The organism is Streptomyces atratus, from assembly GCF_040655115.1.
GTDB lineage: Bacteria > Actinomycetota > Actinomycetes > Streptomycetales > Streptomycetaceae > Streptomyces > Streptomyces atratus_D.
The window spans coordinates 233,200-256,469 of record NZ_JBFAJH010000002.1 but is presented as its reverse complement, the minus strand read 5'-3'; the positions used below and the strand labels follow the sequence as shown (position 1 = coordinate 256,469).

Below are 23,270 nucleotides of genomic sequence, written 5' to 3'. Positions count from 1 at the left end.
GCGACCGGAAAACACATGAGCACTTCCTCGTACCTGATCAGACGGGTCCTCCAAGCCGTCGTGGTGATCGTCATCGTGACGATCGTGGTCTTCGGTCTGCTGCACGCCCTGCCCGGGGGTCCCGCTCGCGGGATCCTCGGCCCGCAGGCCACGGCGCAGCAGATCGCGTCCTTCAACCACGAGCAGGGCCTCGACAAGCCACTCCCCGTGCAGTACTTCTACTACCTGAACCAGCTGCTGCACGGCGACCTCGGAACCTCGTACACCCTCAATGAGCCGGTCTCCCAGCTCATCTCCGAGCGGCTGGCCAAGACCCTGGTCCTCACCGCCCTGTCGGCGATCGTCGGCCTCGTGCTGGCCATCCCGCTGGGCATGTGGCAGGCCGTCCGGCGCAACAAGCCCGTCGACTACGTCATCACCACGCTGAGCTTCATCGCCTACTCCACACCCGTGTACTTCCTCGGGCTGATCCTGGTGCTGGTGTTCAGCCAGGCGCTGCCGTGGTTCCCGTCCCAGGCCCCGCAGGGGGACACGCTCGCCCAGGTGTTCTCCGACCCGCTGGCGCTGGTGCTGCCGGTCGCCGCCGGTGCCGCCTCGATGATCGCGGTGTTCAGCCGCTACATGCGGGCGGCCACCCTGGAGAACCTCTCCGAGGACTACGTCAGGACGGCGCGGGCCGGCGGCTCCCGCTCCCGCTCCATCCTGTGGCGGCATGTGTTCCGCAACTCGCTGACGCCGGTGATCGCCATGCTCGGCTACTACGTGCCGGTGCTGTTCGGCGGCGCCCTGGTGGTCGAGCAGCTCTTCAACTACCCCGGCATGGGCCTGCTCTTCTGGACCGCCGCGCAGTCCTCCGACTACCCGGTGCTGCTGGGCTGTGTGCTGGTCATCGCCATCGCCACGGTGGTCGGCACGCTGCTCGCCGACATCGTCCAGCGGATCATCGACCCCCGAGTGAAGGCAGGTCGGGCATGAGCGCCGTCATCCAGCCGGGTCAGGCGCCCGGCACGGCCACCGCCACCGCCACCGGTACGGTGTCCGGCTCCCGGCTCGCCGTCCGGCGCTTCCTGCGCAACCGGCTCGCCGTGGTCGGGCTCGGCGTCGTGGTCTTCTTCTTCCTGCTCTGCTTCGCAGGTCCGCTGGTGTACTCCACCGACCAGACCCACACGATGCTCCAGCAGGTCAACCTCGCCCCCAGCGGTTCGCACTGGCTCGGCACCGACGCAGTCGGCCACGACGAGCTGGGCCGGCTGATGTACGGCGGCAAGGTGTCGCTGATCGTCGGCCTCGCCGCGGGCATCCTGGCCACCGTGATCGGCACCCTGTGGGGCGCCGCCGCCGGCTACGCGGGCGGCTGGATCGACGCGGTCATGATGCGGATCGTGGACGCGGGGATCGCCATCCCGGCGCTCTTCATCCTGCTGGTGGTTTCGGCCATCACCACCCCGGGCCTGACCGGGCTGATCGTCATCCTGGGCTTCGTCTCCTGGCTGGTGCCGTCCCGGCTGATCAGGGCCGAGACGCTGACCCTGAAGAACCGCGACTACGTCCTGACCCTGCGGGCCATCGGCGGGACGCACTCCCGGGCGATCACCCGGCACATCCTGCCGAACTCGGTCTCGACCATCATCGTCGCGACCACCTTCCAGATCGCCGACGCCATCCTGCTGGTCGCCTACGTCTCGTACCTGGGCCTGGGTGTCCAGCCGCCGGCCACCGACTGGGGCGGCATGCTCTCGGCCGGTCTCACCGCCGCCTACTCCGGCTACTGGTGGCTCATCCTGCCGCCGGGCCTGGCCATCATCCTGGTGGTCTGGGCGTTCAACGCGATCGGGGACGGACTCCGCGACGCATTCGACGTGAGGGGACGCGGATGACCGCCACCCAGGGCTCCGCCGCCCCGTCGGCCGGGCCGATTCTCGAACTCGACGACCTCGGCGTCGTCTTCACCACCGAGACCGGCGAGGTGCCGGCCGTCCGGGGCGTCTCCCTGCACGTCAGCTCCGGCGAGACGCTCGCCCTGGTGGGCGAGTCGGGCTCCGGCAAGTCCACCATCGCGCTGGCCGCGATGGGCCTGCTGGCCGGCAACGCCCGTGCCACCGGCTGCGCCACCATCGCCGGCACCCAGGTGGTCGGTGCCCATGAGGCCGACCTGGCGGCGCTGCGCGGCCGGACCGTATCCATGGTGTTCCAGGAGCCGGCCACCGCGCTGGACCCGCTGACCCGGATCGGCAGGCAGATCGCCGAGGTGATCCGCAACCACCGCGAGGTGTCCGCCAAGGACGCCGCCGCCGAGGCCGTCGAACTCCTGCGCAAGGTCGGCATCCCCGAGCCGGAGAGGCGGGCCACTGCCTACCCCTTCCAGCTCTCCGGCGGACAGCGCCAGCGGGTGGTCATCGCCATGGCCATCGCCAACGAGCCGTCCCTGCTGATCGCCGACGAACCGACCACCGCGCTGGACGTCACGGTGCAGGCCGAGATCCTCGACCTGCTGCGCCGGCTCGCCGTCGAGACCGGCACCGGCGTCCTGCTGGTCACCCACAACATGGGCGTGGTCGCGGACTTCGCCGACCGGGTCGCCGTGATGTACCACGGCGAGATCGTGGAGACCGGACCGGTCGAGGACGTGCTGCTCCGCCCGTCCCACGACTACACCAAGCGGCTGCTGGCCGCAGTGCCCCGGCTGTCGGTCGCCGAGGCGGGCCGGCCGGTGGCGCCGGCCGCCGTCACCCGCCCGGACACCGAGCCCGTGGTCGAACTCCGCGACATCTCCGTGGTGTTCGGCCGTGGCAAGGGCGCCGTGCGGGCTCTGGACGGGGTCTCGCTCGCCGTCCACGCCGGGGAGACCCTGGGCCTGGTGGGCGAGTCGGGCTCCGGCAAGTCCACCGCGTCCCGGGTCGCGCTCGGTCTGATCCCGCCGACTTCCGGCACCGTCTCGCTGTTCGGCACCGACCTGGCCGGCACTCGGTCCCGGGCCCGCCGGGCGCTGCGGGCCGGTATCGGCGTGGTCCTCCAGGACCCGGTGGCCTCACTGGACGCCCGGATGACGGTCGGCGAGTGCATCGCCGAGCCGCTCAGGGTGCACCGCCGCGAGCTCTCCGCCAAGGACCGCCAGAGCAAGGTCTCCGCCGTCCTCGACCGGGTCCGGCTGCCGCGTGAACTCGCCCGGCGCGCCCCCCGGGAGCTGTCCGGCGGTCAGCGCCAGCGGGTCAGTCTGGCCCGCGCCCTGGTCCTGGAGCCCCGTCTGCTGGTCGCCGACGAGCCCACCAGCGCACTCGACGTGAGCGTGCAGGAGGCGGTGCTCGAAGTGATCTCCGAGCTCCAGGGCGATCTGGGCTTCGCCTGTCTCTTCGTCTCCCACGACCTGGCCGTCGTACAGCACTTCGCCCAGCGCGTCGTGGTGATGCGGGCGGGCCGGGTCGAGGAGCAGGGCGCCACGGGCGCGACCCTGCTGCACCCGGAAACCGACTACACCCGCCGGCTGCTGGCCGCCGTGCCGGTGCCCGACCCGGTGATCCAGCGCGGCCGCAGAGCCGAACGCCTGGCCACCCTCGCGGCCGGCCGGACGGAGGCCCAGGGGTGAGCGCCCATGACCGTACGCTCTTCGCCGGAGTGGACATCGGCGGCACCACCACCCAGGTGGCGCTCTGCGCCGAGGACCTGACCGTGCTCGACCGCGCCGAGGTGGCGACCCCGGCAACCGACGGCGGCCAGGCCATGATCGCCGCGGCCCTGGGCGCGCTGGCCCCGCTGCTGGAACGCACCCCCGGCCGCCTCGTCGGCGGCGGGGTCGGCGCAGCCGGCCTGGTGGACTCCGTCACCGGCCGCATCCTGGTGGCCAGCGACTCCTTCACCGGCTGGGCCGGCTTCGCGGTGACGGACGCCGTCGAGGAGGCGCTGGGCGTCCCGGTCTTCCTGGACAACGACGTCAACGCCTTCCTCCACGGGGAGGTGTCCGGCGGCGCCGTGCGCGGCGAGTCGGACGTCCTCGGGATGACCCTGGGCACCGGGGTCGGCGGCGCGCTGTGGACCGGCGGCGCGCTGTTCGCCGGGCCGCACGGCGCGGCCGGCGAGATCGGGCACATCCCCGGCTTCGGCGATCTGCTCTGCTCGTGCGGCGGCCGGGGCCATCTGGAGACCCTGGCCTCCGGCCGTTCCATCGGCGCCCGTTACGCGGACCGCACCGGCCGCCGGCTGACCGCCCGCGAGGTCGCACAGGCCGCCGACCACGGTGACCAGGACGCCCTCGCGGTGTACCGGGCCGCCGGCGCCGGGATCGCCCGGGCGATCGTGATGACGGCCGGCGTCGTGGACATCACCACGGTGGTGGTCGGCGGCGGGGTCAGCCGCGCCTGGCCCCTGCTGGAACCCCTCATCCTCGCGTCGCTGGCCGCCGACCCGCCGGTCAGCGGCCACCCGGTCCGGCTGGTCAGGGCCGCCCTGGGGGCCGACGCGGTACCGGTCGGCGCCGCCGCCCGGGCCCGGCAGGAGCTGACGGCGCAGGTCGGCATCTGAGAGAACCCGGCCGCGGGCGCCACGAGCCTGCTCCGACGCCACGAGCCTGTGTGCCGTGGCGCCGGAGCGGGCTCTTCGCCGTCCCTCCTCCGACGCCGGACGATCACCGTGTCATCCAGGAGATCGAGGCCTTCCGTGCCGAGTTCCAGGCATCAGCCTGTCCGCCCAGCTGGGAGGGTCAGCTGAGGAGCCTGCTCGGCAATCCCGGTCAGGAGACGCCTCTTCCGCCCGAACTACGGCGAGAAGTTGGTGTTGCGGTGAAAACCGCAACAGCGCAGCCTGATGCCCGAGCGTGACGCCGACTCCGTCCCCCGGCCGGCGTCCTCGCCGGAAGGCGGCGGGCTGAAGAGCCGGATCCGGTCCGTACTGAGCTCGCTGCGCATCGGCCGCCGTGGCTGATACGGGGCTCGTACAGGGTCTGAGGGCGCCTGCCCGGCGGCCGGCGCCCACAGGCCCTGCGCCCCGTGAACCTTTCTGTGCCCTGCGGGGAACAAGGGGTGACACGCTCACCGACCGAGCCCCCAGGAGCCCCTGTGACCGGACCCCCGACCGGACGGCCGAGCGCCGAGGCCGATACCGACGACGCCGGGATCGTCGCCCAGTCGCTGGAGCAGCCGGAGATCTTCGCCGGGCTCTACGACCGCCACGCGCCCGACATCCACCGGTACGCGGCCCGCCGCCTCGGGGAGGGTGCGGCGGACGACATCACGGCGGAGACGTTCCTCATAGCCTTCCGCTCCCGGCGCCGCTACGACACCGCTCACCGCAGTGCCCGGCCCTGGCTGTACGGCATCGCCGCGAACCTCATCGGCAAGCACAGACGCGGCGAGGAGCGGAGCCTGCGCGCCCTGGCCCGTACGGGACAGGACACGGTCGCCGCCTCCTGGAGCGACCGCTCCGACGACCGGATCACCGCCCAGGTGCCACTGGCCGGAGCGCTCGCCGCGCTCTCCCCGGGCGACCGCCATGTGCTGCTGCTCGTCGCCTGGGCCGACCTCGGATACGAGGACGTCGCACGGGCGCTGGACGTCCCGCTCGGCACCGTACGGTCCCGCCTCAACCGTGCCCGTCGCAAGGTCCGGGAGGCGTTGCACACCGACCCCGCGTTCACATCCGACGTCATGGAGCTGAGCCCGTCATGGACGAAATGACCCGGCTGCGCGAGCTGCGCGCAGATGCCCCCGTCCCCGAGCGTGCCGCGCTCGCTCCCGGCCGGCAGCGGCTGACGGACTCCCTTGCCGGCGGCCGGCGCATCCGCCGGCTGCGTGCCGACTGGCGCATCGCGTCGATCGGCGCCGCGGCGGCGATCACCGCGGCCGCTCTGCTGACCACACAGATCGGCGCGGACGGTCCCACCCAAGGGTCCACCGCGGCGGCCCCCCTGACCCTGGACAGTCCGGCCGAGGTACTGAACCGGGCCGCCGACGAGCTGGCGAAGCAGCCGGCCGCGCCGGAACCGCGCGACGACCAGTGGATCTACACCCGGACGAAGATCGTCCAGCGGGAGCCCGAGGGGGGCTCGGCCGCCGTGGGCGGGTTGTTGTACCGGTCGGGCTCGGCCGCCGCGGGCCGGTTCTCCTACGACCCGGATTCCTGGGTTCCGTACGACAACTCCGCCGCTGCGAAGAACGGCAAGGACACCGACTACCGCACGGCCCGCCAGGACTACCGGGCCGCCGATGAGCTGCCCGACGACCCGGCACGTCTGCTGGCGAAGGTCCGCTCCCTCTATCCGACTGGCCACACCGCCGAGAGCCCTCCGGAGGCCGAGGCCCAGCACAGCTTCCGCGCCATGGGTCTGATGGTCGCGACGTACCCGATCGCCCCGGACGCCCTCGCCCGGCTCTACCGTGCGCTGGCCGCCGTCCCGGGGGTGAAGGTCACCGACCATCTCGTGAAGGACGCCGCAGGGCGCGATGTCATTGCCATCACCCGGAAGGAGGACGGCTCGCACGAACGGCGCGAGATCCTCATCAACCCCCGGGACTACAGCTACGCGGGCATGCGCTTCGTGGCCGCCGAGGACTACGAGATGAAGGCCCCCGCCGGGATGAAGCTCCCGACCGAGAAGTACAGGGCCGGGGAGGTCCTCAACAGCGAGGCGCGGATCCGGGCCGCCGTCGTCGACGCGAAGGGCCAGAAGCCCTGACCCCAGCGGTACGAGGCAGGCCGGTGTCCGCGACAAGGGTGCGGACACCGGCCCGCAGCCCGTTCCACGTGACCGACTCCACCCCCCACTCCGTCACAACTCCCGCGACAATGAACCCGTGATCACTTCGCCGCCACGGAGCACCCACCGACACGCCGAGCACGCTTCGACGCCGTACGTCGATCTGTCGCGCGCCGAATGGAGCGCCCTGCGCGACAAGACGCCACTGCCGCTGACCGCCGACGAGGTGGAGCAGCTGCGCGGCCTCGGGGACGTCATCGACCTCGACGAGGTGCGCGACGTCTACCTGCCGCTCTCCCGGCTCCTCAACCTCTACGTCCAGGCCACCTCCGGCCTGCGCGGCGCCCTGAACACCTTCCTCGGGGACGCGGGCAACGGCCACGGCGAGCAGCGGGGCACCCCTTTCGTCATAGGGGTCGCCGGCAGTGTCGCGGTCGGCAAGTCGACCAGCGCCCGTATCCTCCAGGCGCTGCTGGCCCGCTGGCCCGAGCACCCGCGGGTCGAGCTGGTGACCACGGACGGGTTCCTGTTGCCGATGAAGGAGCTCCAGGCGCGCGGGCTGATGTCGCGCAAGGGGTTCCCGGAGTCGTACGACCGGCGCGCCCTGACCCGTTTCGTCGCCGACATCAAGGCCGGCAAGGACGAGGTGACGGCGCCCGTCTACTCGCACCTCATCTACGACATCGTGCCGGGCGAGCGGCTCACCGTACGCCGCCCCGACATCCTGATCGTCGAGGGCCTCAACGTGCTGCAGCCCGCGCTCCCCGGCAAGGACGGCCGCACCAGGGTCGGGCTCGCCGACTACTTCGACTTCAGTGTGTACGTGGACGCGCGCTCCGAGGACATCGAGACCTGGTATCTCAACCGTTTCCGCAAGCTGCGCGAGACGGCCTTCCAGAACCCGTTCTCGTACTTCCGCACGTACACCCAGGTCTCCGAGGAGGAGGCCATGGAGTACGCGCGCACGATGTGGCGGACCATCAACAAGCCGAATCTGCTGGAGAATGTGGCACCCACACGCGGTCGTGCCACTCTGGTGCTGCGCAAGGGCCCGGACCACAAGGTCCAGCGTCTCTCGCTGCGCAAACTCTGAGTCCCCGAGCCTCCCCGGGAGTGTCCCGCGTGCTGCATCTGCGCCTGATCGTCCCTCACGACCGCACGGACGAGGTGGTGCACCTCATGCGGCGCACCGTCGGCACCACGCATCTGGTGGTCATGCCCGGTGTCGCCGTCGACCCCGCGGGCGATGTCGTGACGTGCGACGTCGCACGCGAGGCGGGCGACGAGCTGATCACCGCGCTGCGCGGGCTCGGCATCGACAAGTCCGGCTCGATCACCGTCGAGAACACGGACCTGACACTCTCCGCGCACGCCGACCGGGCCGAGGAGGAGGCGCCGGGCGAGGGCGTGGACGCCGTGCTGTGGGAGGAGCTGACGGACGCGACCCACGAGGAGTCGACGTTCAGCGTCACCTACGTGGCGTTCCTCTCGATCGCCACGATGCTCGCGGCCTGCGGTGTGATGCTGGACAACGCGATCCTGATCGTGGGTGCGATGGCGGTGGGCCCGGAGTTCGGGCCGCTGGCCGGCATATCCACGGCGCTGGTGCAGCGCGCCCCGCGCCTGGTGTGGCGGTCGCTGTGGACGCTGGTCGGCGGGTTCGCCGTCGCGATGGTACTGACGGCCGGGTTCGCCTGGGTGATGAACGACGTCGGGCTCTTCACTGAGGCGATGATCGAGGCGAAACGACCCAATACCGCGTTCATCTGGCAGCCGGACTGGATGTCGCTCGTGGTGGCGTTCCTGGCGGGCATCGGCGGGACGCTCTCCCTCACCTCGGCGAAGTCGGGGGCGCTGATCGGTGTCGCGATCTCGGTGACGACGGTGCCCGCCGCCGCCAACGCGGCGGTGGCCTTCAGCTACCAGGACCTTTCGCAGACGTGGGGTTCGGCGGGCCAGCTGGCGGCGAACCTCAGCGGGATCGTTCTCGCGGGCACGCTGACCCTGCTGGTCCAGAAGGCGCTGTGGGCGATGCACCGCCGCCGGGCCCGGACTGCCTGACACGACGGCGCGGGGGCCGGCGACGGGCCTCCGCCCGGCACCCGCCGCACACGACGCCGCCCGGCGCCTCTCCAGGAGAACACCGGGCGGCATCTCACCGTCGTACGGCGGAGGTCACCCCAGGGCGGACTTCACCACGTCGGCCAGCCGCCCGGCCACCGAGCGTGCCTGATCGATGTCGGCCGCCTCGACCATGACCCGTACCAGCGGCTCGGTGCCCGACTGACGCAGCAGTACGCGCCCGGTGTCGCCCAGCTCGCGCTCGGCCTCCTCGACCGCGGTGGCCAGCTCCGGGGAGGTGGCGACCCGGGACTTGTCGACGTCCGGGACGTTGATCAGGATCTGCGGGAGCCGCTGCATGACACCGGCCAGGTCGGCGAGCGTACGGCCGGTGGCGACGACCCTGGCCGCCAGCAGCAGGCCGGTCAGCGTGCCGTCACCGGTCGTGGCGTGGTCGAGGACGATGACATGGCCGGACTGCTCGCCGCCCAGCGCGTAGCCCTCCGCCTTCATCGACTCCAGTACGTAACGGTCGCCGACGGCGGTCTGGACGAGATGGATGCCCTCCCGCTCCATGGCGACCTTGAAGCCGAGGTTGGACATGACCGTGCCGACCACGGTGTCCTTGCGCAGCTGCCCGGCCTCGCGCATGGCGAGAGCCAGCACGGCGAGGATCTGGTCGCCGTCGACCTCCTCGCCCGACGCGTCCACGGCGAGGCAGCGGTCGGCGTCGCCGTCGTGCGCGATGCCGAAGTCGGCGCCGTGCTCGACGACGGCGGCCTTCAGCGGCTCCAGGTGGGTGGAGCCGCAGCCGGCGTTGATGTTCAGGCCGTCCGGATCGGCACCGATCGTGATCACCTCGGCGCCGGCCCGCGCGAAGGCCTCGGGCGAGACCCGGGCGGCCGCGCCGTGCGCCTCGTCGAGGACGACCTTCAGTCCGTCGAGCCGGTTCGGCAGGACCGCGACGAGGTGGGCCACGTACCGGTCGAAGCCCTCGGCGTACTCCGTGACCCTTCCCACGCCGGCGCCGGTCGGACGCGCCCACGGCTCACCGGTGCGGTGCTGCTCGTAGAGCGTCTCGATCCGGTCCTCCAGCTCGTCGGAGAGCTTGTGACCACCGCGGGCGATGAACTTGACCCCGTTGTCCGGCATGGCGTTGTGACTGGCCGAGAGCATCACGCCGAGGTCGGCGCCCAGCGCGCCGGTGAGGTACGCCACCGCGGGGGTGGGCAGCACACCGACGCGCAGGACGTCCACGCCCGCACTCGCCAGACCGGCCACCACGGCGGCCTCCAGGAACTCTCCGGACGCGCGGGGGTCACGGCCCACCACTGCGGTCGGCCGATGTCCCTCATGGGTGCCCGCCTCGGCGAGCACATGCGCCGCAGCGACCGACAGACCGAGCGCGAGCTCGGCCGTCAGATCCGCATTGGCGACGCCGCGCACACCGTCCGTGCCGAAGAGTCGTCCCACTGGTGTCCTCCGAAGATGCTCCGAAACCGAACTGCACAAACAAAGCAAGTCATGACAGACATGACCCGGAACGACGCAAGGCAACATAAAGAGCCATGCCGGATAAAGAGCCATGCCAGCACGGCGGGCCTATGAACGTCTGATGCTGTTATACGCCCGAGGGTGTCAATAGACGAACGCCCCGGGGCACAAGGAGTGCCGCCGGGGCGAACGTGTAAAGCAGGCGAGCAGGCGGATTAGCGCTTGCTGTACTGCGGGGCCTTACGGGCCTTCTTGAGACCGGCCTTCTTGCGCTCGACCGCACGGTCGTCGCGGGAGAGGAAGCCGGCCTTCTTCAGCGGGGCGCGGTTGTTGTCCACGTCCGCCTCGTTCAGCGCACGGGCGACACCGAGGCGCAGCGCACCGGCCTGACCCGAGACGCCGCCACCCGAGATGCGGGCGATGACGTCGTAGCGGTTGTCGAGCTCGAGCACCTTGAAGGGCTCGTTGACTTCCTGCTGGTGCACCTTGTTGGGGAAGTAGTCCTCAAGGGTGCGACCGTTGATCTTCCACTTGCCGGTGCCCGGAACGATCCGGACGCGGGCAATGGCGTTCTTGCGACGGCCAAGGCCGGCGGCAGGCTGCGGCTCGCCGAAGCGGGACGCCAGCGACTCGCTGGTGTACTCGCCCTCGACGGGAACCTCGGACTCGAAGGTGGTCACCTCGGCGAAGACCTCTTCGCCCTCGGTGCCCTCGATGGGGTTCTCAACAGTGGTCTCGGCCACGATTCTCCTCAGATCTTTCTTTACGTCTTAGGGGGAGGCCGGAACTACTGCGCGACCTGGGTGATCTCGAACGGGACCGGCTGCTGCGCAGCGTGCGGGTGCTGGTCGCCCGCGTAGACCTTGAGCTTCGAGAGCATCTGACGGCCCAGGGTGTTCTTGGGGATCATGCCCTTGATGGCCTTCTCGACAGCCTTCTCCGGGTTCTTGGAGAGGAGCTCGTCGTAACGCACGGAGCGCAGACCACCCGGGAACCCGGAGTGGCGGTACGCCATCTTCTGGGTCTTCTTGTTGCCGGAGAGGTGAACCTTCTCGGCGTTGATGATGATGACGAAGTCGCCCATGTCCATGTGGGGGGCGTAAATCGCCTTGTGCTTGCCTCGGAGGAGGTTCGCAGCCGTGGTGGCCAGACGACCCAGGACGATGTCCTGCGCGTCAATGATGTGCCACTGGCGCGTCACATCGCCGGGCTTGGGGCTGTACGTACGCACTTCGTAGCCTTCGCTTCTTCAGTGGATGAGGTCCAGACACATGGCACCCCTGAAGCGATCATGCAGCTGGGGCCCACAATGCCGGGAACGCTGTCCGTATGCGAGCCACTGGTAACTGCTCCAGAGAACCTACGTAAGGGCTCTTCGCGTGAGAACGACGAAGCCGATACGTATAACAACCCCCGACAGTACCCGCCCCGCCCGGGACGGGTCAAAACGCGCCGGCCCTACCGCTCCCGCTCGACCCTGCGCTCGTCCCAGACCGGCTCCACGGTCTCCCGCACCACCCCGTCGGACCCGAACACCAGATAGCGGTCGAACGACTTTGCGAACCACCGGTCGTGCGTGACCGCCATCACGGTCCCGTCGTACGCCTCAAGACCGTCCTGCAGCGCCTCCGCCGACTCCAGGTCCAGGTTGTCCGTCGGCTCGTCCAGCAGCAGCGCCGTGGTTCCCGCCAGCTCCAGCAGCAGGATCTGGAACCGTGCCTGCTGCCCGCCGGACAACTTCTCGAAGGGCAGGTCGCCCTGCCGCTCGAGTTCGTACCGGCGCAGTACGGACATGGCCCCGCCCCGGTCCTTCGCGTGCTCCGTCCACAGGATCTCGACGAGCGTGTGCCCCATCAGCTCCGGATGGGCGTGCGTCTGCGCGAAGTGCCCGGGCACGACCCGTGCGCCGAGCTTCCACTCCCCCGTGTGCGCGACCGGTTCACCGGCCAGCAGCCGCAGGAAGTGCGACTTGCCCGACCCGTTCGAGCCGAGGACGGCGACCCGTTCCCCGTAGAAGATCTCCAGGTCGAACGGTTTCATCAGCCCGGTCAGTTCGAGCCCCTTGCAGGTCACGGCCCGCACCCCGGTCCGGCCGCCGCGCAGCCGCATCCTGATGTCCTGCTCGCGCGGCGGCTCCGGTGGCGGCCCCGCGTCCTCGAACTTCTTGAAGCGGGTCTGCATGGCCCGGTAGCGCGACGCCATGTCGGGGCTGATCGCCGCCTGCTGCCGCAGCCGGTGGACCAGCGCCTTCAGCCGGGCGTGCTCCTCCTCCCAGCGCCGCAGCAGCTCCTCGAACCGGGCGAACCGGTCCTTCCGGGCCTGGTGGTACGTATCGAAGCCGGCGCCGTGCACCCACACGTCGCTGCCCGCCGGGCTGGGCTCCACGCTCACGATCTTCTCGGCGGCCCGGGACAACAGCTCCCGGTCGTGCGAGACGAACAGCACCGTCTTCCGCGTCTCCTTGAGCTTCCCCTCCAGCCACCGCTTGCCGGGGACATCGAGATAGTTGTCCGGCTCGTCGAGCAGCAGCACCTCGTCGGGACCGCGCAGCAGCGCTTCGAGCACGAGCCGCTTCTGCTCACCGCCACTGAGCGTGCGGACCTCGCGCCACTGCGCCTTCTCGTACGGGACACCGAGCGCGGCCATGGTGCACATGTCCCAGACGGTCTCGGCCTCGTACCCGCGGGCCTCCGCCCAGTCGCTGAGGGCCTGCGCGTACGTCATCTGCGCGGCCTCGTCGTCGACGGTGAGGATCAGCTCCTCGGCCTTGTCGACGGCCTGCGCCGCCTCCCGGATCCGCGGCTGGGCGACGGAGACGAGCAGGTCCCGGACCGTACGGTCGTCCCGCACCGAGCCCACGAACTGCGGCATCACCCCGAGTCCGCCGCTCACCGACACCGTGCCGCCGTGCGGCTGGAGCTCCCCGGACAGCAGCCTCAGCAGCGTCGTCTTCCCGGCGCCGTTCGCCCCCACGAGGGCGACGACGGCACCGTCCGCGACCCGGAACGAAGCATCGCCGAGCAGCACCCGCCCGTCCGGTAGGTAGTACTCCAGGTGGCCCGCTTCAAGATGTCCCATGCACAGCATTGTCACGGCCCGCGAAGCCCTGGCCCAACCGGTTTATGCCTCCTCTAGGATTCGCCGCATGAGCTTTGGGCAAGGGGGGCCCTCCTGGGGGCCCGGAGGCAATCACACTCCGGACTGGGCAGCGCTGGCCGATCAATCCGCCGCGCGGAGTCGTCGCAGGAAATGGCTGATGATCGGCGGCGGCGTGCTCGCCACCGCCACGATCGCGGCGATCGTCGCCACAGCCGTCATCTCGGCCAACAACAACGGCGGCTCCACCGGCTCGGACAGGAACGCGAGCCAGTTGCCGGGACCCGCCGATCTGCCGACCGACTCGGCGGAGCCCGAGCCGTCCTTCTCCACGGTGGCTCCTCCGCCCCCGCCGGACCCGAAGGACTACATCTCCGACGTGAAGAAGGACAGGGCGCCGATCTCCATCGACTCCTTCTACCCCGGCAAGAAGCTGGCGGTCGGCGACCGCGTCTACGCCAAGGGCGCCACGCACCGCACGACGAACTGCGCCGCGACCACACAGGGCGCGCTCGGCTCGATCCTCACGAACAACGGCTGCGACCAGGTCATCCGCGCCACGTACAGCAAGGCGGCGGTCGCCGTCACCGTCGGCGTCGCGGTCTTCGAGACGGAGGCGCAGGCCAAGAAGGCGGCGCAGCAGGCGTCCGGCGGTCTGGCGTCGCTGAGCGGCGCGGGCGTGCCGACGTTCTGCCGCGGCGGCTCGATCTGCCGACGCACCGCCAACTCGTACGGCCGCTACGCCTACTTCACCATCGGAGGCTTCACGAACGGCACGAACGTCACCAAGGCCGACAAGGACGTCTTCACGGTCGGCGACGACCTGACGAACTTCACGTTCCGCCAGATCCGCCACCGCGGTGAGGTCCAGGCCTCGGCGGCGGCGACCGCGCCCACCGGCTGACGCGGCCCCGGAGGGTGTCGCACACCTGCCACGACGACAGTGATCGACGGCGTCGCGCTCCCCGACCGGCAGCCGTCCGGTGACCGACGTCACACGCGTCGACATCGACGACCCCGAGGCCGACATGGATGGCGAGCAGTGCCTGCCGTACCGGGGCGCGCCCTTCACCGGCGAGGCCGAAGAACGCCTGGGGGGCTCGTTGTCAGCCTTGACTGCTACGTCGACGGGGCACAGCACGGTCGCTTGCCCAGCAGCTGTGAACCCCTCGCCGCGCCTCAGCAGCAGCCGCCCCCCGGCAGCGTCCGCATGTTGCGTGCCTGCTTGTTGCGCGCGGCGAGCAACTCGTCGGCCGGATAGGCAACCTCCTCCAGCGTCAGTCCGTGCGGCCGCACCACGTGCACCCCCGGGTCCCGCACCCCCGCCGCCAGCACCTGGGCAGGCCACGGATCGGGGCGGCGTCCGTCCCCCACGAACAGCATGGCGCCGACCAGCGCGCGCACCATGTTGTGGCAGAAGGCATCGGCCTGCACGGTCCCCGTGATGACTCCGGACGCCTCGTCCCGTACCCACCTCAGCTTCTGCAGCGTACGGATGGTCGTCGCGCCGTCACGCTTCTTGCAGTACGCGGCAAAGTCGTGCTCCCCGAGCATCCTGGCCGCGGCTGCGTTCATCGCGTCCACGTCCAACGGCCGGTCGTGCCAGAGCACATGCCCGCGGGTCAGGGGATCGGCACCGCCGGGCCGGTCCGAGATCCGGTACGCGTACCGACGCCACAGCGCCGAGAAGCGCGCGTTGAACCCCGCCGGAGCCTCGGCCACCCGCCAGATCCGTACGTCGGGGGCCATACGGCCGGCCATCCGACGCAGCAGCAGCGCGCCGTGCTCGGCCCACACCTCGTCCGGCAGATCGACATGCGCGACCTGGCCGCGGGCGTGCACCCCGGCGTCGGTGCGCCCGGCGACCGTCAGGTCGTACGTCCGGTCGGACCGGGTCACGGTACGCAGCGCGTCCTCGATCTCCCCCTGCACCGTGCGCCGCGCCGTCTGCTTCGCCCAGCCGGAAAAGTCCTTGCCGTCGTACGCCAGGTCCAGTCGCACCCGCACGAAACCGGGCTCTACTTCGTCACTCACCCAACGATCCTCTCAGGCCCGAACGTACGGAACGGGCCCACACCGCCCCGAAGGGTGATGCGGGCCCGTCCAGTGGTCTCAGAACGCTCAGGCGTCCTTGGCTTCCACATCAGCCGCTTCCGCGGCGGGCGCGTCGGCCTCGGCCGGCTTGGCGTCCTCGACGACCTCGGCGGACTCGTCCTTCTTGAGGGAGTCCTCCTTGACCGCACGCTTCGTCGCGGCCTCGGCCTCACCGGTGGCCTGCTGCGCCACGGTCAGCGCCTCGACCAGCTCGATGACGGCCATCGGGGCGTTGTCGCCACGACGGTTGCCGATCTTGGTGATGCGCGTGTAACCACCGGGGCGGTTCTCGTAGCGCGGCGCGATCTCGGTGAAGAGCGTGTGCACGATGCTCTTGTCCGTGATCGTCTGCAGAACGAGGCGACGGTTGTGGATGTCACCCTTCTTCGCCTTGGTGATCAGACGCTCGGCGACCGGACGCAGGCGGCGGGCCTTGGCCTCGGTCGTCGTGATGCGGCCGTGCTCGAACAGCGACTTCGCGAGGTTCGCGAGAAGCAGACGCTCGTGCGCGGCGCTGCCGCCCAGACGGGCACCCTTGGCGGGACGCGGCATGGTGTTTCTCCTTGTGTGCTGCACCGGCCGTATCAGGTACCGGTGTCAGTTCCCGTGAAGCGGCCGCTCCACGGAAGTCCATGGGCCATCCGGACACCATCTCGGCCGATGAGATCAGTCATCGGCCGGGATCAAGCCCGTCCGGCGGTTGAGGCAAAGCCCCCACCCGGTCCGGTCCGGGGCGCCCGGAAACCCCGGGCGCCCCAGCCGGAGGCGTACTAGTACTGCTCGGTCTCGACGAAGCCCGCGTCCGCGTCGTCGTCGGCGCCGAAGGCGTCGGCGGCAGCGGTCGGGTCGAATCCGGGCGGGCTGTCCTTGAGCGCCAGGCCCATACCGGCCAGCTTCGCCTTGACCTCGTCGATCGACTTCGCACCGAAGTTGCGGATGTCGAGCAGGTCGGCCTCGGAACGCGCCACGAGCTCACCCACGGAGTGGATGCCCTCACGCTTGAGGCAGTTGTACGAGCGGACCGTGAGCTCCAGCTCCTCGATCGGCAGCGCCAGGTCGGCAGCGAGCGCGGCGTCCGTCGGCGACGGGCCCATGTCGATGCCCTCGGCGTCGATGTTGAGCTCGCGGGCCAGACCGAACAGCTCGACCAGAGTCTTACCGGCCGACGCCATGGCGTCACGCGGGCGCATGGCCTGCTTGGTCTCGACGTCGACGATCAGCTTGTCGAAGTCGGTGCGCTGCTCGACACGGGTCGCCTCGACCTTGTACGTGACCTTGAGCACCGGCGAGTAGATGGAGTCGACCGGGATACGGCCGATCTCCTGGCCCGCCTGCTTGTTCTGGACGGCGGAGACGTAGCCGCGACCGCGCTCGACGGTCAGCTCCATCTCCAGCTTGCCCTTGCCGTTCAGCGTGGCGAGGACCAGGTCCGGGTTGTGGACCTCGACACCGGCCGGCGGGGCGATGTCAGCAGCGGTGACCAGGCCGGGACCCTGCTTGCGCAGGTACATCACGACCGGCTCGTCGTGCTCCGAGGAGACGACCAGCTGCTTGATGTTGAGGATGAGATCGGTGACGTCCTCCTTGACGCCCGGCACGGTGGTGAACTCGTGCAGGACACCGTCGATCCGGATGCTGGTGACAGCAGCGCCGGGGATCGAGGAGAGGAGCGTGCGGCGGAGAGAGTTACCGAGGGTGTAGCCGAAGCCCGGCTCCAGCGGCTCGATCACGAACCGGGAGCGGAACTCGTCGACGACCTCTTCGGTCAGCGACGGACGCTGAGCGATAAGCATGCTGTGGTCCTTCAGTCGTGGGCGCCCACTATTTGACGCCCCCAGATACTGACAAGGGTACGGGCGGCACGACCCGAAAGAGCCGTACCGCCCGGACCCGCGAGCTCTGCTACTTGGAGTAGAGCTCGACGATCAGCTGCTCCTGCACCTGGGTGTCGATCACCTGGCGCTCGGGCAGGGAGTGCACGAGGATCCGCAGCGTCGACGGCACGGCTTCGAGCCATGCCGGGACAGTGCGTTCGCCGGCCTCGGCCTGAGCCACCTGGAAGGGGGTCAGGGTCTTGGACTTCTGGCGGACCTCGATGACGTCGTTCACGGCGACGCGGGCCGACGGAATGTCGGTCTTCGTGCCGTTCACGGCGATGTGTCCGTGACGCACCAGCTGACGGGCATGGTCGCGGGACTTGGCAAAGCCGGCCCGGTAGACCACGTTGTCGAGGCGGGTCTCAAGGATGCGCAGAAGGTTCTCACCGGTCTTGCCGGTCTTCTGGTTCGCTTCCTTGTAGTAGTTCACGAACTGCTTCTCAAGGACACCGTAGATCCGCGAGCACTTCTGCTTCTCACGAAGCTGAAGAAGGTACTCGCTGTCCTTGGTGCGCCCGCGTCCGTGCTCACCCGGGGGGTAAGGACGGATCTCGATCGGGCACTTCGCGCTCTCGCACTTGCTGCCCTTAAGGAACAGCTTCTGCTTCTCCCGACGGCAACGCTTGCAGTCGGCCCCGGTGTATCGCGCCATTTTCCAGTTGTCTCCGTTGCTTCAGTGCGTCAGACGCGACGGCGCTTGGGCGGCCGGCATCCGTTGTGCGGAGTGGGGGTGACGTCCTGGATCGAACCGACCTCGAGGCCCGTGGCCTGGAGGGAACGGATCGCGGTCTCGCGGCCGGAGCCCGGACCCTTGACGAAGACGTCAACCTTGCGCATGCCGTGCTCCTGCGCGCGGCGGGCGGCCGACTCGGCGGCCATCTGCGCGGCGAAGGGGGTGGACTTGCGCGAGCCCTTGAAGCCGACGTGGCCGGCGGAGGCCCAGGAGATCACGTTGCCCGAGGGGTCCGTGATCGAGACGATCGTGTTGTTGAACGTGCTCTTGATGTGCGCGTGGCCGTGAGCAACGTTCTTCTTTTCCTTGCGACGCACCTTCTTGGCTGCGCCCTGACGTCCCTTGGGGGGCATGTCTTTACTCCAGATGGAGAGGGGAGGTGATCGGTCCTACAGCGAAGACCGCTGGATGCTGCAACGGCCCGGGGATCCGGACTGCCGCAGTGCGTCCGCTGAGGACTACTTCTTGCCCGGCTTCTTCTTACCGGCGATCGCGCGACGCGGACCCTTGCGGGTACGAGCGTTCGTGCTGGTGCGCTGGCCGTGGACCGGCAGGCCGCGGCGGTGACGCAGACCCTGGTAGCAGCCGATCTCGACCTTGCGGCGGATGTCGGCCTGAATCTCGCGGCGGAGGTCACCCTCGGTGCGGAGGTTGGCGTCCACGTACTCGCGGATCTTGACCAGGTCCTCTTCGGCCAGGTCGCGAACGCGCGTGTTCGGGTTCACACCCGTGGTGGCGAGGATCTCCTTGGACCGGGTGCGCCCGATACCGAAGACGTAGGTGAGGGCAACCTCCACGCGCTTTTCGCGCGGGATGTCAACACCTGAAACGCGTGCCATTCAATGGCTCCAGTTGTCATTTCGGGGGTCTTCCGCAATACCACTCCCGGCCGCCGACCGTCCCCGAAAGGGAAGCGGTGGTACGTCCGGGTCCCCGGCCCCCGCCGGAGGTGTCGTCAGCCGAAGCGTGGACGGGCACTGCGTATGTACGTATTACGTGCGTCGCGCGAAGTGCTGCGAGATGCAGGGGGTCGTGCTTCAGCCCTGGCGCTGCTTGTGGCGCAGGTTGTCGCAGATGACCATGACCCGACCGTGACGGCGGATCACCTTGCACTTGTCGCAGATCTTCTTGACGCTCGGCTTGACCTTCATGGGATGTCAGGTTCTCCGGGTCAGTGCCACCACCCCGCCGTAGCAGGGCGTGGGCAAGATCTACTTGTATCGGTAGACGATCCGGCCACGCGTCAGGTCGTACGGAGAGAGCTCCACCACGACCCGGTCATCCGGAAGGATACGGATGTAGTGCATCCGCATCTTGCCGCTGATGTGCGCGAGGACCTTGTGACCGTTCTGGAGCTCCACCTTGAACATGGCGTTCGGGAGGGACTCGATCACGGTGCCCTCAATTTCGATGGCACCTTGCTTCTTGGCCACGCTTCGCCTTTCGAATCGGCTACCTTGATCGACTCTCCGCTCCGTATGCGGACACACGGATGCACGAGAGCCGACGAGTCAGTCTACGTCAGCGGACCCCAAAAGACGAATCCGTCAAGTTTGCCCATCGGAGTAGATCCTTAGACCTGCCCGGGGGCGCGTTCTCAGCCGGTGGGCCCCTCAGCCCAGCGGGTCCGGCGCGGCCTGGATCCCGTACTCCGCCAGCTTCGCGCGGCCGCAGTCGGGGGACGTCAGGACCAGGGGGCCCTGCTCGGTCAGGGCGATCGAGTGCTCCCAGTGGGAGGACCAGGTGCCGTCGGTCGTGATGACCGTCCAGTTGTCCTGCAGCACCTCGGTCTGCGGCGTACCGAGCGAGACCATCGGCTCGATGGCCAGGCAGACACCCGGGACCAGCTTGATGCCCTTGCCGCGCTTGCGCGCGACGTAGTTCAGCAGGTGCGGATCCATGTGCATCTCGGTGCCGATGCCGTGGCCGCCGTAGTCCTCGATGATCCCGTACTTGCCCGTGGCCGGACGCGGCTGGCGGCGGATGTAGGACTCGATCGCCTTCGAGATGTCGACGAGGCGGTTGTTCACCTTCATCGCCGCGATCCCGGCCCACATGGACTCCTCGGTCACCCGGGACAGCTCGACGAGCTCCGGAGCGTGACCGGTGCCGACGAACGCGGTGTACGCCGCGTCGCCGTGCCAGCCGTCCACGATCGCGCCGGCGTCGATGGAGATGATGTCGCCGTCCTTGAGGACGGTCTCCTCGTCCGGGATGCCGTGCACGACGACCTCGTTGACCGAGGTGCAGATGGTCGCGGGGAATCCGCCGTAGCCGAGGAAGTTCGACTTCGCACCGTGGTCGGCGATCACCTTGCGCGCGACCTGGTCCAGGTCGTGGGTGGTGGCGCCGGGCACCGCCGCCTCGCGGGTGGCCGCGTGAATGGCAGCGACCACCAGCCCCGCCTCACGCATCTTCGCGATCTGCTCGGGGGTCTTGATCTGCACCATTGCGCGGCGCCTCTCTGCATCGAACGGTCACGGGTGCGGCGTACTCCACGATACGGCGCAAACAGTCGGCCGCGGCGCCCAAGGACGCCGCGGCCGTCTGTACAGGTATTACGGGGTGTTCCTCAGCCCTCGCGGTCCTTCTTGAGGGCTTCCATCGACCGCTTGGTCACGTCCTCGACCTTGCCGAGCGCCGAGATCGTGACGACCAGGCCCTGGGCCCGGTAGTAGTCGATGATCGGCTCGGTCTGGGTGTGGTACACCTCGAGCCGGGTCCGGACCGTTTCCTCGCTGTCGTCGTCGCGCTGATACAGCTCGCCGCCGCAGGTGTCACAGACGCCCTCGGCCTTCGGCGGGTTGTACGTCACGTGGAAGACGTGCGCACTGTCGTTGCGGCAGATACGCCGCCCCGCGATGCGCTTGACGACCTCGTCCTCGGGGACCTCCAGGTCGAGAACCGCGTCCAGCGTCACGCCCTCGCTCTTGAGCATCTCGTCGAGCGCCTCGGCCTGCCCCACGTTGCGCGGGAAGCCGTCGAGCAGGAAGCCGTTCACGGCGTCCGGCTGGGACATGCGGTCCTTGGCCATCGCGATGGTGACCTCGTCCGGCACCAGCTGCCCCGCGTCCATGTAGGCGCGAGCCTGCTTGCCAAGGTCAGTGCCCTGGCTGATGTTGGCGCGGAAGAGATCGCCCGTGGAGATGTGCGGAATCGACAGGTTCTTGGCAAGGTACGCAGCCTGCGTTCCCTTGCCGGCACCGGGCGGCCCGACGAGGACGATTCGCATCAGCGGAGGAACCCTTCGTAATTGCGCTGCTGGAGCTGACTCTCAATCTGCTTCACGGTCTCCAGGCCCACACCCACGATGATGAGGATGCTCGTCCCGCCGAACGGGAAGTTCTGGTTAGCGCCACCGAAGCCTGCCAACGCCATCGTCGGCACCAGAGCGATCAGACCCAGGTACAGCGAGCCCGGCCAAGTAATCCTGTTGAGCACGTAGCTCAGGTACTCGGCAGTAGGTCGACCAGCCCGGATACCCGGGATGAAGCCACCATACTTCTTCATGTTGTCGGCGACTTCCTCGGGGTTGAACGAAATCGCCACATAGAAGAAGGCGAAGAAGACGATCAACAAGAAGTACGCCGTGATGTAGTACGGGTGGTCACCCTTGACGAAGTGGTCCTTGATCCATGTGGCCCAGCCCGCAGTGGAGTTGGAGAACTGGACGACCAGGGCCGGGATGTAGAGCAGCGAAGAAGCGAAGATGACGGGAATCACACCCGCCTGATTCACCTTCAGCGGGATGTACGTGGACGTACCGCCGTACGACCTGCGGCCGATCATGCGCTTCGCGTACTGCACCGGGATACGGCGCTGGGCCTGCTCGACGAAGACCACGAGGCCCACCATCACGAAGCCGACCAGGATGACGGTGCCGAACTCGATCCAGCCGTCGGCCAGCTTGCCGCTCTGCTTGATGGCCCACAGGGCGCCGGGGAAGCTGGCGGCGATCGAGATGAACATCAGGATCGACATGCCGTTGCCGATGCCGCGGTCGGTGATGAGCTCACCGAGCCACATGACGGCTGCGGTGCCCGCGGTCATGGTGATCACCATGACGATGGTCGTGAAGATCGAGTGGTTCGGAACGATCTGGTCGGCGACCGGACAGCCGCTGAACAGCGCGCCGCTGGTGGCCGTGGCCACCAGGCCGGTGCCCTGGAGGATGGCGAGCGCGACGGTCAGATAACGCGTGTACTGCGTGATCTTGGCCTGGCCGGACTGCCCCTCCTTCTTGAGCGCCTCGAGTCGGGGAATGACCACGGTCAGCAGCTGAAGGATGATGCTGGCCGTGATGTACGGCATGATGCCGAGCGCGAAGATCGTGATCTGCAGCAGTGCACCACCGCTGAACATGTTCACCAGGCCGAAGAGGCTGTTGTTGCCCTTGCTTGCCTGGTCAACACAGGTCTGGACGTTCTCGTAGCTCACTCCCGGTACCGGGATGTGCGCCCCGAGCCGGTAGAGCACGATGATGCCGAGCGTGAAGAGCAGCTTCTTGCGCAGGTCGGGCGTCTTGAACGCCCGGGCGAACGCGGTGAGCACGGTGCCTCCTGCGACCCCCGCGCAGAGCGAGAGGTGACGGTCTTGAGGATCGACGAATACGAAAGAGTCAAAGATTCCCGGGCATGCGCCCAGGGGTTACCACAGCAACAGTGCACGCCACCTTACCGGCGACCATGCCCCCCTAGGAACGACCAACCGGGGATGCCCCAAATAAGAGGCATCCCCGGTCGGATGTTCAGGCCATCGAGTTGTCCGAGTTGTCTCAGACGAGCTCAGTGACGGTGCCGCCGGCGGCGGCAATCTTCTCCTTGGCGGAGCCGGAGACGGCGTCAACCGAAACCTGCAGCGCCACGGAGATCTCGCCCTGTCCGAGGACCTTGACGAGGTGGTTGTTGCGCACCGCACCCTTGGCGACCAGGTCGGCCACGGTGACCTCTCCACCCTCGGGGTAGAGCGTCGCGAGCTTGTCCAGGTTCACCACCTGGTACTCGGTGCGGAACGGGTTCTTGAAGCCCTTGAGCTTCGGGAGACGCATGTGGAGGGGCATCTGGCCACCCTCGAAGCGCTCCGGAACCTGGTAACGGGCCTTCGTGCCCTTGGTACCACGACCAGCGGTCTTACCCTTGGACGCCTCACCACGACCCACACGGGTCTTGGCGGTCTTGGCGCCCGGGGCAGGCCGGAGGTCGTGGGCCTTCAGCGGGTTGTTCTCCGCCAT

25 protein-coding genes are annotated in these 23,270 nt (G+C 68.9%); 9 read left to right on the top strand and 16 right to left on the bottom strand.

Features of this window, described 5'->3' with window-relative positions; translation table 11 throughout:
- Window positions 1-15: 15 nt before the first annotated feature.
- From AB0I23_RS04255 to AB0I23_RS04220, 8 genes are all read left to right on the top strand, one after another.
- Window positions 16-975, top strand: a complete 960-nt coding sequence (locus AB0I23_RS04255; RefSeq protein WP_359106626.1) for an ABC transporter permease — start codon at window positions 16-18, stop codon at window positions 973-975.
- Complete coding sequence (locus AB0I23_RS04250; protein ID WP_359106624.1) at window positions 972-1,877, top strand: ABC transporter permease; 906 nt, start codon at window positions 972-974, stop codon at window positions 1,875-1,877. Before AB0I23_RS04255 ends, AB0I23_RS04250 begins: the two co-directional genes overlap by 4 nt.
- Complete coding sequence (locus tag AB0I23_RS04245) at window positions 1,874-3,583, top strand: ABC transporter ATP-binding protein (RefSeq protein WP_359106622.1); 1,710 nt, start codon at window positions 1,874-1,876, stop codon at window positions 3,581-3,583. Before AB0I23_RS04250 ends, AB0I23_RS04245 begins: the two co-directional genes overlap by 4 nt.
- Complete coding sequence (locus AB0I23_RS04240; RefSeq protein WP_359106620.1) at window positions 3,580-4,515, top strand: ROK family protein; 936 nt, start codon at window positions 3,580-3,582, stop codon at window positions 4,513-4,515. Before AB0I23_RS04245 ends, AB0I23_RS04240 begins: the two co-directional genes overlap by 4 nt.
- A gap of 533 nt (window positions 4,516-5,048) precedes the next feature.
- Complete coding sequence (locus AB0I23_RS04235; RefSeq protein ID WP_359106618.1) at window positions 5,049-5,666, top strand: RNA polymerase sigma factor; 618 nt, start codon at window positions 5,049-5,051, stop codon at window positions 5,664-5,666.
- Window positions 5,654-6,664 (top strand): CU044_5270 family protein, encoded by a 1,011-nt coding sequence (locus AB0I23_RS04230; RefSeq protein ID WP_359106616.1) that lies wholly within the window; start codon window positions 5,654-5,656, stop codon window positions 6,662-6,664. Before AB0I23_RS04235 ends, AB0I23_RS04230 begins: the two co-directional genes overlap by 13 nt.
- A gap of 118 nt (window positions 6,665-6,782) precedes the next feature.
- Entirely contained in the window at window positions 6,783-7,778 is a 996-nt protein-coding gene (gene coaA, locus AB0I23_RS04225) for a type I pantothenate kinase (RefSeq protein ID WP_359106614.1), read from the top strand.
- Between the two features lie 29 nt (window positions 7,779-7,807).
- The gene (locus AB0I23_RS04220) at window positions 7,808-8,746 is read left to right on the top strand and encodes a DUF389 domain-containing protein (RefSeq protein ID WP_359106612.1); all 939 of its coding nucleotides are present in this window, start codon (window positions 7,808-7,810) and stop codon (window positions 8,744-8,746) included.
- 114 nt (window positions 8,747-8,860) lie between these two features.
- Here the strand turns inward: AB0I23_RS04220 and glmM are convergent, their stop codons facing one another.
- The 4 genes from glmM to AB0I23_RS04200 all read right to left on the bottom strand — a co-directional run bounded on the left by glmM (window position 8,861) and on the right by AB0I23_RS04200 (window position 13,327).
- The gene (glmM, locus tag AB0I23_RS04215; protein WP_359106610.1) at window positions 8,861-10,219 is read right to left on the bottom strand and encodes a phosphoglucosamine mutase; all 1,359 of its coding nucleotides are present in this window, start codon (window positions 10,217-10,219) and stop codon (window positions 8,861-8,863) included.
- A gap of 236 nt (window positions 10,220-10,455) precedes the next feature.
- Window positions 10,456-10,983, bottom strand: a complete 528-nt coding sequence (gene rpsI / locus AB0I23_RS04210) for a 30S ribosomal protein S9 (protein ID WP_037688031.1) — start codon at window positions 10,981-10,983, stop codon at window positions 10,456-10,458.
- A gap of 44 nt (window positions 10,984-11,027) precedes the next feature.
- On the bottom strand, window positions 11,028-11,471 hold the full coding sequence (gene rplM / locus AB0I23_RS04205) for a 50S ribosomal protein L13 (protein ID WP_037688030.1): 444 nt from the start codon (window positions 11,469-11,471) through the stop codon (window positions 11,028-11,030).
- Between the two features lie 227 nt (window positions 11,472-11,698).
- Window positions 11,699-13,327, bottom strand: a complete 1,629-nt coding sequence (locus tag AB0I23_RS04200; RefSeq protein ID WP_359106940.1) for an ABC-F family ATP-binding cassette domain-containing protein — start codon at window positions 13,325-13,327, stop codon at window positions 11,699-11,701.
- A gap of 58 nt (window positions 13,328-13,385) precedes the next feature.
- Here AB0I23_RS04200 and AB0I23_RS04195 point away from each other — a divergent pair, with 58 nt between their 5' ends.
- Entirely contained in the window at window positions 13,386-14,240 is an 855-nt protein-coding gene (locus AB0I23_RS04195; protein ID WP_359106608.1) for a hypothetical protein, read from the top strand.
- 275 nt (window positions 14,241-14,515) lie between these two features.
- On the opposite strand, the gene truA is transcribed toward AB0I23_RS04195, so the two are convergent.
- The 12 genes from truA to rplO form a co-directional block, all read right to left on the bottom strand.
- On the bottom strand, window positions 14,516-15,370 hold the full coding sequence (gene truA / locus AB0I23_RS04190) for a tRNA pseudouridine(38-40) synthase TruA (protein WP_359106606.1): 855 nt from the start codon (window positions 15,368-15,370) through the stop codon (window positions 14,516-14,518).
- An 87-nt stretch (window positions 15,371-15,457) separates the two neighbouring features.
- The gene (rplQ, locus tag AB0I23_RS04185; RefSeq protein ID WP_359106604.1) at window positions 15,458-15,982 is read right to left on the bottom strand and encodes a 50S ribosomal protein L17; all 525 of its coding nucleotides are present in this window, start codon (window positions 15,980-15,982) and stop codon (window positions 15,458-15,460) included.
- Between the two features lie 218 nt (window positions 15,983-16,200).
- Window positions 16,201-17,223, bottom strand: a complete 1,023-nt coding sequence (locus tag AB0I23_RS04180) for a DNA-directed RNA polymerase subunit alpha (RefSeq protein ID WP_024755423.1) — start codon at window positions 17,221-17,223, stop codon at window positions 16,201-16,203.
- A gap of 109 nt (window positions 17,224-17,332) precedes the next feature.
- Window positions 17,333-17,959 carry a 30S ribosomal protein S4 gene (gene rpsD, locus AB0I23_RS04175; protein ID WP_359106602.1) on the bottom strand — a complete coding sequence of 209 codons (627 nt, stop codon included), beginning with the start codon at window positions 17,957-17,959 and terminating at the stop codon, window positions 17,333-17,335.
- 29 nt (window positions 17,960-17,988) lie between these two features.
- Window positions 17,989-18,393, bottom strand: coding sequence for a 30S ribosomal protein S11 (rpsK, locus tag AB0I23_RS04170; protein WP_003956432.1), 405 nt, complete (start codon window positions 18,391-18,393; stop codon window positions 17,989-17,991).
- Between the two features lie 105 nt (window positions 18,394-18,498).
- On the bottom strand, window positions 18,499-18,879 hold the full coding sequence (gene rpsM, locus AB0I23_RS04165) for a 30S ribosomal protein S13 (RefSeq protein WP_018519286.1): 381 nt from the start codon (window positions 18,877-18,879) through the stop codon (window positions 18,499-18,501).
- Between the two features lie 198 nt (window positions 18,880-19,077).
- A complete protein-coding gene (gene rpmJ, locus AB0I23_RS04160) occupies window positions 19,078-19,191 on the bottom strand; it encodes a 50S ribosomal protein L36 (RefSeq protein ID WP_003956441.1) in 114 nt (37 codons plus the stop codon).
- A gap of 60 nt (window positions 19,192-19,251) precedes the next feature.
- Window positions 19,252-19,473 (bottom strand): translation initiation factor IF-1, encoded by a 222-nt coding sequence (gene infA / locus AB0I23_RS04155; RefSeq protein ID WP_003956442.1) that lies wholly within the window; start codon window positions 19,471-19,473, stop codon window positions 19,252-19,254.
- Between the two features lie 180 nt (window positions 19,474-19,653).
- Window positions 19,654-20,490, bottom strand: a complete 837-nt coding sequence (map, locus tag AB0I23_RS04150) for a type I methionyl aminopeptidase (RefSeq protein ID WP_359106600.1) — start codon at window positions 20,488-20,490, stop codon at window positions 19,654-19,656.
- A 122-nt stretch (window positions 20,491-20,612) separates the two neighbouring features.
- Window positions 20,613-21,272: an adenylate kinase gene (locus AB0I23_RS04145; RefSeq protein WP_359106598.1), complete on the bottom strand. Its 660-nt coding sequence runs from the start codon at window positions 21,270-21,272 to the stop codon at window positions 20,613-20,615.
- Window positions 21,272-22,591 carry a preprotein translocase subunit SecY gene (secY, locus tag AB0I23_RS04140; RefSeq protein WP_327244840.1) on the bottom strand — a complete coding sequence of 440 codons (1,320 nt, stop codon included), beginning with the start codon at window positions 22,589-22,591 and terminating at the stop codon, window positions 21,272-21,274. The genes AB0I23_RS04145 and secY overlap by 1 nt, the downstream gene beginning before the upstream one ends.
- A 223-nt stretch (window positions 22,592-22,814) precedes the next feature.
- Window positions 22,815-23,270, bottom strand: a complete 456-nt coding sequence (rplO, locus tag AB0I23_RS04135; RefSeq protein ID WP_037688017.1) for a 50S ribosomal protein L15 — start codon at window positions 23,268-23,270, stop codon at window positions 22,815-22,817.